Source organism: Homoserinimonas sp., assembly GCF_056262345.1.
In genome coordinates this window covers 1-8,476 of the sequence record NZ_JBACFR010000123.1, presented here as the reverse complement: position 1 = coordinate 8,476, position 8,476 = coordinate 1, and the positions used below count along the sequence as shown (strand labels likewise).

Sequence of the window (8,476 nt, the reverse complement as noted above, 5' to 3'; positions counted from 1 at the left end):
CACGGATGCGATGCCCACACTGTCGCCGATTGCGGGGCGTTCGGGCCTCCACGACCGCAGCAGGGCCGCGGTGTCTCGGTCGCCCCAGAAGCTCACGCGGCCGATCGCAGGGTGAGCTACCGCGGCGCGGGCAATCGTTGCATCTTCTGGCGCGACCATCGCCACGAGGGCGTGGTCGATTCCGGCCTCGTGGATCGCGGCAATCACGAGCGACGCGCTGCGCTGAGCCTGATGCGCGGGCTGCACAATTGCTGCGGAGCCAGCGGAAAGCGCCGAGAGCACTCCGTCAACGGTGTCCGCGACGGGACTCGTCCACGAGGGCGCAACGAGGCTCACGGGCACCGCCATAAAGGCGGCATTCTCCACGTCATCGAGCTCATGCACACGCCGCGCATACTCGCGGGCGAGCCATGAGGCGCGGCTGGCCTCGGCATCCGCCTCCGTCACCGTGGCTCCGACCTCGCTCACGAGCACCTCGATGATGCGCGCGCGATAGGCGTCGAGCACGAGCGCGATCTCCTCCATCGTCACGGCTCGGTCTGCCGCTGACCTTCCAGCCCACCCCGGAGCGGCTGCGGCGGTGTCGGCGACGATTCGCTCGAGGGCAGAAACCTCTCGCACCACCGCGCCCTGCACATCGGTGGCCTGCAGCGCAGATTGGGTCGATCGCTGCAGAATGCCGCGAGCCCACGCCCTGTTCGCCGCGACCGTGGGATCCGTGCGGGCAATGTCGACGGCACCATCCGGGGTTTCGCGGTTTTGCACCCGCGCGGCCGGCGGAGCGGGCTCTGCGAGCGCCTCCACGGAGCGGAGGAACCGGGATGCTTCGCGGTCAAAGAGCGCAGCATCCGTGGCCATGGAGTCGGCGGCTGAGGCGAAGTTGCTCTCGTCGCCGATCTCGTCGAGCCTGCGACACAGATATCCGGCCGCCGACGCCGCGTCGTGGACGGAGACGATGGGCGCGGAGAGCAGCACCCCTCCTGTGCGGGATGCCACCAGCGGGACGTTGTTCAGCGTCATGCCGAGCAGCATTTCGTAGTCGACCCGGTGAGAGACCCCGCGAGCCTCGGCGAGCTGCTGGGCATAGGCGATCTCAAAAAGGTTGTGGGTGCCGATGCCCACCTTCACCGCGTCGGTGCGCTCGGGCGTCAGCGCCCAGTCGAGCACCCGCTTGAAGTTGGTATCCGCGGCGAGACGGGAGTCCACCGGCGCCTGTGGCCAGCCCGCTGGCTCTGATTCAGCTCGCTCCTGCGCGAGATTCGCCCCCTTGACGAGCCGCACTTTGATTCCGGCGCCGCCCGCAGCCCGTCGAGCAATGGCCCATTCGGTGAGCCGCTGATAGCGCTCCAGCGCATCGGGCAGATAGGCCTGCACCACAATGCCGGCCTCATAGTTCTTGAGCTTGGGCCGATCGAGCAGCGTCCTGAAGGCATCGAGGCTCAGCTCAACGTCCCCGTAGTCGAGGGTGTCGAGACAGATGAACTTTGTGGCGGCAGACGATGCCGCGAACTCATAGAGCGGCTCAAGACGATCGATGACTCTCGCCCGGGATTCGTCGTGCGCCCACGTGTTGGTACGGCCCGCGATTGCCGCGATCGAGAGGGAGAGCTGATCGATGTCGGGGCGAGCGAGCAGTTCCCTGGCCTCGCTGAGGTGGCGCTCGGCATCGTCGCTCGTGGTGATGGCGTCACCCAGCATCGTCACCGTCACGCGCACGCCGCGCTCCTTGAGCTCTGCGAGCCTTTTCTCCAGGTGGCGAGGGTCGGCATCGAGCATGAAGTGACGCGTGATCCTGCGGAAGACTGCCCTGCTCATCGGCACGAAGGGCCAGGGCAGGAGCAGCGAGAAGCCTCCGCCCAGTTGCATGAGAATCCGGGCCCAGGGCGCGAGAGACTCGGGCAGCTCACGGGACAGGATCTCGAAGTTGCGGCCGGCGACCCGCAGGTCGTGGGGGCGCATCACACGGTCGACAAAGTCGATCGTCATGGCGCGAACATCGGCATCCCGCATGAGGGATGAGAGTCGGCGGGCATCACGTTCGGCGCCCGACTCGTCGGCGGCGGGGCGCTCCGCAAGCCATTGGCGCACGGTAGAAACGGATGCTTCTGCGAGTTCGGCTGCGTTGGTGGGGGGCTGCGACGCGGTCGGTTGCATGCTTCGAGGGTACTTGTGTGGCCCGAGAATCGGCGCAGGACGCCCGCTGTGGAGCCGCTGTGCAGGCACCGAATCGCCTTTACGTGTGCAGCGCAGGCTGGTTGACTCAGGGCATGACCTTCGACCCCTATGCAAACCAGGGCGGTGCTGCGGCGTGGGATCCAGCCGCCGCAGCGGCGTCGAATGAGGCTGCCGACCAGTTGTTTGCGGCGGAGACTAGCGACGTCTCCGATGCGGATGTGAGCGATGCAGAGTACGTGGAAGACGTTGAGTCCGCAGAAGATGCAGAGTTCGTAGAAGATGTCGAGATCGATAGCGACCCGACACAGCCTTACGACCTCAGCGATCCCGACGTATAGCGGCTACCACTCGCTCGGCGCTGGCTGCCGCGTCGACGGCAGCGCGGCATCCTGAGCCCACCGTTGCACCCACTCCGCCGGCTCCGTGTGCGGGGCATCAAAGCCAAGCGCAGCGACGAGTTCGTCCATAGGAACTGTGCCGCCCGTTCGCTTGAGAAAGCGGGCCTTCAGGACGATCGAGGCGTAGATCTCGCCCTTCACCACGAAGCGTTGCTCCATGTAGACGGCCCTGTCGTCAAAACCAGAAACCTTAGATTCCACCTCGAATTTCTGCCACGGCATGAGCGACTTTCTGTGCGTCATCGATGAGCTCTGCACGACGGGGTACCACCCGTTGCGCATCACCGTGGCAAAGACCCCGGTGCGTCGAAGCAGATCGAGCCGCCCGAGATCGGAGATCGAAAGATAGCGTCCATTGTTCATATGGCGGTTGGTATCGAGGTCTGTCGGCAACACCCGAAACGAGGTCGATGACACATCGAAGGGCCCGAGGGGCGAACGTCGGCGGGAGAGAAAGAAATGCAACAGGGTACGCCAGATCAGGTTCACGTGGTCAGGCTAGCCGGGGGCTCTGCGCCCACCCAGTCGACTGTGGACTTGCAACAATCGCCGCCTAGAATCATGCAGTGTCCGTGCCGAAAATCCTGCTCTATTACTGTTTCACTCCGCTTGCCGACCCCGAGGCGATTCGCCTGTGGCAGCGCGACCTGTGCGAGGGTCTCGGGCTGACCGGCCGCATCCTCATTTCGGAGCACGGCATCAACGGAACCGTCGGCGGTGACATCGCCGCGGTCAAGCGTTATCTGCGCAAGACGCGAGAGTACGCGCCGTTCAAGAGTATGGACGTCAAGTGGAGCGACGGCCAGGGAGACGACTTTCCCCGCCTGAGCGTGCGTGTTCGCGACGAACTCGTGAGCTTTGGTGCCCCCGGAGAGATCGAAGTGAATGCCGACGGCGTCGTGGGCGGCGGCCAGCGCCTCTCCCCCGAGCAGTTGCACGAACTCGTAGAAGCGAAGCAGGTCACCTTCTTCGACGGACGCAACGCGTTCGAGGCCGAGATCGGGCGGTTCCGCGGTGCGATCGTGCCCGATGTCGAGACGACCCGCGATTTTGTCGCCGAGATCGAGAGCGGCAAATACGACCACCTCAAGGACGAGCCGATCGTCACCTACTGCACCGGCGGCATCCGGTGCGAGGTCCTCACGAGCCTCATGCGCAACCGCGGATTCAATGAGGTCTACCAACTCGATGGCGGCATCGTTCGCTACGGCGAGAAGTTTGGCGACTCTGGCCTGTGGGACGGTTCGCTCTATGTTTTCGACCAGAGGATGGCCGTGCAGTTCTCCGACAACGCGGTCACGATCGGTGAGTGCTTCCTGTGTGGTGCAGCCTCGAGCCGCATGACCAATTGTCACGACCTGTCGTGCCGAGTGCAGATGGTGGTGTGCGACGAGCACATCGAGAGCGCGGCGTGCGCCGAGCATCCGCTCGTCTCTGTTTAGCCAGGGCTTAAACGACGAAACGCCCCGAGCTGCCTCGGGGCGTTTCGCTTCTGCGGTCTGTGCGAGCCTGCTTACGGGCAGGTGACGGTGAGTCCGTTGTCGAGCTCCCAGACACCGGGGCCGACCTCGGCACACTGCGCGCTCAGTGCTGCTGCTGCACCGACGATGGCAACGATCAGGATGATGCCGCCGATGATCGTAAGGATGGAGATGATGATGCCGCCGATGGCGAATCCGTTGCCCATGCCGGCCTTCTTCGACTTCACCAGGGCAATGATGCTGATGACGAGCGAGATGACGTTGAACTGGAGAATCGAGAGCACGAGGCCGACAATTCCGAGGGTCTTGCCGGGGTTAACGGCGGGGGCGACAGGTGGGTTAACAGCGGTGGTTTCGGTCATGTGATTCCTCGTTTGGTGATTGTTGGTGAATGAGCGCGACAGCGTCAGCGCGGTGGTTCTGTCCAGCGACGGGCGCTGCGGTATATCAATCGGTGTTGACTCTACTGGCAGCTGATCCTGGTGCCGTTATCCAGGGTGTAAACGCCAGCCTTGCGGCCGTCGCAAGCGCCGCCAATTCCGTTGTTGGTCGAGAGCAGCACCAACTGCAGCACCAGCAACACCGTCGTAACCACGCCCACGATGATCGAAACCGTTCCCAGGGTGCCGGGAAATCCGACGGCTCGGGACTTTTTGTACGACACAATGCCTAGCGCAACACCGATGAGGCCAAGCGCGAGGCTGAGCACTATGCCGACGATGCCCAGAACTTTGCCGGGATCCTTCTCGTCGTCATCATCGTGCGCCGTTACGTCGACGGTCGGCACCGCACCCGAGGCAAAAGGCTCGGTTGGTTCGAGTTCGTCGTTGAGTACCGACTCCTCTGCGCTCATTGCTCCCCCATCAGTGCGACGACGCTCGTGGACTTACACGGTTGCGCAGACTGTATCGCGAGCGATGCTCATGCCGCCACCCTACTTTTGGGGGGCGCCCCTCGCGCCGACGACCCTCTTCTACCAAGATGGGTTCATGCGCATAGGAATCCTCACCAGCGGCGGCGACGCCCCCGGACTCAACGCCGTCATCCGCGGTGCCGTCCTCAAGGGCGACAAAATGTACAACCAGGAGTTCGTGGGATTCCGCAGTGGGTGGCGCGGCGTCATAGAAGAAGAGCTGCTGCCGCTGGGCCGCCACGAGGTCAGAGGAATCTCCAAGCAGGGCGGAACCATCCTGGGCACCTCCCGCACTAACCCCTTCGAGGGCAATGGCGGCCCTGACCGCATTCGCGAGGTGCTTGAGCGCAACGACATCGAATCGATCATCGCGATCGGCGGAGAGGGCACCCTCGCCGCGGCCCGCCGTCTCAGCGATGCAGGCCTGCCCATCGTCGGCGTTCCCAAGACCATCGACAACGACATCTCCGCAACCGACTACACATTCGGCTTCGACACCGCAGTGCAGATCGCAACGGATGCTATGGACCGCTTGCGCACCACCGGCGATGCCCATGGCCGCTGCATGATCGCCGAGGTAATGGGCCGACATGTGGGCTGGATCGCCCTGCACTCGGGCATGGCAGCCGGGGCGCACGCCATCCTCATCCCCGAGCAGAAGACGTCGATGGATCAGATCATCGAATGGGTGACCAGCGCCAGCGACCGCGGTCGCGCGCCGCTCGTGGTCGTGTCTGAGGGATTCTTGCTCGACACGATGGATGACACTCACCACGAGCGCGGGCTCGACGCCTTCGGCCGACCCCGGCTCGGCGGCATCGGCGAAATGCTCGCCCCCATGATCGAGGAGCGCACAGGAATCGAGACCAGGGCAACGACCCTCGGCCACATTCAGCGCGGCGGCACCCCCACCTCCTACGACCGTGTGCTCGCCACCCGGCTGGGCATGTCGGTGCTCGAACTCGCGCGCACCAAGCAGTGGGGAAAGATGGTGGCCCTGAGGGGAACCGACATCATCACCGTTCCGTTCGAGGATGCCCTCGGCCAGCTCAAGACAGTGCCGCAGCACCGCTACGACGAGGCCCGGGTGCTGTTCGGGTAGTCCTTTCAGCGGGGTGCCGCTAGCCTTGAGAGCGAAATGCTGCTCACTATGCTCAAGGCCAAGGTCCACCGCGCGACCGTCACCCAGGCCGACCTCCACTACGTCGGATCCGTAACGGTCGACAGCCTGCTGCTTGAGGCATCCGGAATTCTGCCCGGCGAGCAGGTCTCCATCGTCGACGTGACCAACGGCGCTCGGCTCGAGACCTACACAATTGCGGGCGAACCCGGCAGCGGCGTGATCTCGATCAATGGGGCTGCGGCGCACCTCGTGCACCCCGGTGACATCGTCATCCTCATCGCCTATGCGCAGATGACCCCCGACGAGGCGCGCGAGTTCGAGCCGTCGATCGTGCACGTGGATGCCGACAACCGCATTGTGCACCTGGGCACCGACCCGGCCGACGCCACCGGCACATCCGGCGAGCGCCCTCCTCTCGCTCTCTAGCCACGCGCGGCGACCCCTGGTCGCGGCACGGCACACCCGGTTAGGGTGATTCCCATGCGTGCCCTGTGGACTTCTCAGACCAACGATGCCATCACCACCGAGCTCACGGAGCTCGACGACTCCGTGCTGCACGATGATGAGCGAGCGCCCGGCGATGTGATCGTCGACATCGAGTATTCGGGCATCAACTACAAGGACGGCCTGGCGATCATGGGCAGGCCAGGGGTGATCCGCGAATACCCGCTCATCCCGGGAATCGACCTCGTCGGCACCATCGCCTCCATTGACACCAGCGGCACGGATACTGCGGATGCTGCGCCCAGATTCGCGGTCGGCGACCCCGTCGTTGTCACCGGCTGGGGCATCGGCGAGAGCTTTCACGGCGGGCTAGCGGAACGCGCGCGCGTCAAGTCGGAGTGGCTCGTCCCCCTGCCCAGCACCATTAGCGCAGCCCGCGCCGCCGCTATCGGCACCGCGGGGTTCACCGCCATGCTGGCAGTGCTTGCCCTTGAGAGGTCGGGCGCGCTCGAGGCAGAGGGCCCGGTATTGGTTACCGGCGCAGCCGGCGGTGTGGGATCAATCGCAACGCTCCTGCTGTCGCGGCTCGGCCACAGCGTCACTGCCTCGACCGGTCGGCCGGAGCAGGCGGATTACCTTCGTGCTCTCGGCGCCTCGGACATCATCGACCGGTCGGAACTTTCTGCCGCTGGTCGCCCTCTGCAAAAGCAGCGGTGGGCGGCGGCCATCGACGCGGTCGGCGGTGCGACCCTCGCCAATGTGCTCGCGCAGACCAACTACGACGGCGCTGTCGCCTCGTGCGGACTCGCTCAGAGCGCCGACCTACCCACAACCGTGATGCCGTTCATCCTTCGGGGCGTCAAGCTCCTCGGCATCAATTCCGTGCTGGCTCCCCTGCCGCTGCGCGAAACGGCGTGGGCGCGATTGGCGCGGGACCTTGACCTCGACGCGCTCGACTCGCTCACCACCACGGTTCCGCTCGAGGCGGCTATCGACGAGGCCGCCCGCATCCTCGAAGGAGGAGTTCGCGGCCGCACCGTGGTCGACGTTCGAGCCTAGTCAGCGCGGGCGGTGTGCCCTACTGCGCGTCAGCCGGGCGCTCGCGCGCATACTCGGCGAGGGCCTCGACCAGCGTTTCCGCTGTGCGGTCGTCTGAGATCACATCGACCGTGAGGCCCGCAGCCCTGGCATCGAATGCCGTGCGCGGCCCGATGCAGGCCACAACCGTGGTCTCGGGCAGGGCTCCGAGCTGCTCGGTAACCTCGCGGGCCACAATTCCCGAGCTGATCAGGATGGCGCTGATGCGGCCGGAGGCGACATCAGCCTTGACCCGGTCGGCGACGGGAATGCCGATGACGCGATGCGAAACGACAAAGTCGACATCGAGGTCTAATTCGCCGAGACCCTCTAGCCCGTGCGAGCCGATATCTCCGGCCAGGGGAACCAGAGCGGTTCCGCCGCGGGCATCCTCTGGCCACTCACGCAGAAGTCCGCGCGGAGAGTTGTCGAGGCTCGGCACGAAGTCCACCTCGTAGCCGGCGAGGGTGAGTGCCGCGCGAGCCGTTTCTCCAACGCAGGCGATGCTGGTGCGCGCCGGCACCTGCACTCCCCGCTGGTTGAGCACGTCAACCGACGTCGCGCTGCTCACGACGAGCCAGTCATAGAAGCCCGCCTCGAGGCGCTCCAGCGCGGTGTCGAGCGGGGCGGTGTCTTCTGGCATGGAGAAGTTGATCATCGGAGCAACAACTGCGGTCGCACCGAAGCTACGAAGCGTTGCGGCGACGTTCTCGCCGTAGGCGCCGCCGCGGGGCACGAGCACGCGCCAACCGGTCAACGGCTTTGCCGGGCGAAGGGGGGTCATATCCCCATCCTGCCCCTCCGCGCGCCCGTGTCCAAACCGAAGGCCCCGGGGCGGGGCGGACCCCGCCGGGGGCGGCACGGG

10 protein-coding genes are annotated in these 8,476 nt (G+C 65.3%); 5 read left to right on the top strand and 5 right to left on the bottom strand.

The features are described 5' to 3' along the window. A partial coding sequence (locus AC062T_RS06315) for a proline dehydrogenase family protein (protein WP_476028415.1) occupies positions 1-2,154 on the bottom strand: 2,154 nt, incomplete at its 3' end. A 113-nt stretch (positions 2,155-2,267) separates the two neighbouring features. Here AC062T_RS06315 and AC062T_RS06310 point away from each other — a divergent pair. Continuing rightward, a complete protein-coding gene (locus tag AC062T_RS06310; RefSeq protein ID WP_476028413.1) occupies positions 2,268-2,513 on the top strand; it encodes a hypothetical protein in 246 nt (81 codons plus the stop codon). Positions 2,514-2,516: 3 nt separating this feature from the next. Here the strand turns inward: AC062T_RS06310 and AC062T_RS06305 are convergent, their stop codons facing one another. After that, complete coding sequence (locus tag AC062T_RS06305; RefSeq protein WP_476028411.1) at positions 2,517-3,062, bottom strand: acyl-CoA thioesterase; 546 nt, start codon at positions 3,060-3,062, stop codon at positions 2,517-2,519. Between the two features lie 77 nt (positions 3,063-3,139). Here AC062T_RS06305 and trhO point away from each other — a divergent pair, with 77 nt between their 5' ends. Further along, positions 3,140-4,015, top strand: a complete 876-nt coding sequence (trhO, locus tag AC062T_RS06300) for an oxygen-dependent tRNA uridine(34) hydroxylase TrhO (RefSeq protein WP_476028409.1) — start codon at positions 3,140-3,142, stop codon at positions 4,013-4,015. Positions 4,016-4,086: 71 nt separating this feature from the next. Here trhO and AC062T_RS06295 read toward each other — a convergent pair whose 3' ends face one another. Together AC062T_RS06295 and AC062T_RS06290 are read right to left on the bottom strand one after the other, a co-directional pair. Next, on the bottom strand, positions 4,087-4,416 hold the full coding sequence (locus AC062T_RS06295; RefSeq protein WP_476028407.1) for a hypothetical protein: 330 nt from the start codon (positions 4,414-4,416) through the stop codon (positions 4,087-4,089). A gap of 101 nt (positions 4,417-4,517) precedes the next feature. Further along, a complete protein-coding gene (locus AC062T_RS06290) occupies positions 4,518-4,907 on the bottom strand; it encodes a hypothetical protein (protein WP_476028405.1) in 390 nt (129 codons plus the stop codon). Positions 4,908-5,043: 136 nt separating this feature from the next. Here AC062T_RS06290 and AC062T_RS06285 point away from each other — a divergent pair, with 136 nt between their 5' ends. Genes AC062T_RS06285 through AC062T_RS06275 form a run of 3 tightly spaced genes read left to right on the top strand, consistent with a single transcriptional unit; the run spans position 5,044 to position 7,593 of the window. Further along, positions 5,044-6,069, top strand: a complete 1,026-nt coding sequence (locus AC062T_RS06285) for a 6-phosphofructokinase (protein WP_108514586.1) — start codon at positions 5,044-5,046, stop codon at positions 6,067-6,069. Positions 6,070-6,105: 36 nt separating this feature from the next. Continuing rightward, on the top strand, positions 6,106-6,516 hold the full coding sequence (panD, locus tag AC062T_RS06280) for an aspartate 1-decarboxylase (protein ID WP_476028404.1): 411 nt from the start codon (positions 6,106-6,108) through the stop codon (positions 6,514-6,516). 54 nt (positions 6,517-6,570) lie between these two features. Then, complete coding sequence (locus tag AC062T_RS06275; protein ID WP_476028402.1) at positions 6,571-7,593, top strand: MDR family oxidoreductase; 1,023 nt, start codon at positions 6,571-6,573, stop codon at positions 7,591-7,593. A 19-nt stretch (positions 7,594-7,612) separates the two neighbouring features. On the opposite strand, the gene AC062T_RS06270 is transcribed toward AC062T_RS06275, so the two are convergent. Continuing rightward, on the bottom strand, positions 7,613-8,395 hold the full coding sequence (locus AC062T_RS06270) for a uroporphyrinogen-III synthase (RefSeq protein ID WP_476028400.1): 783 nt from the start codon (positions 8,393-8,395) through the stop codon (positions 7,613-7,615). Between the last annotated feature and the right edge of the window lie 81 nt (positions 8,396-8,476).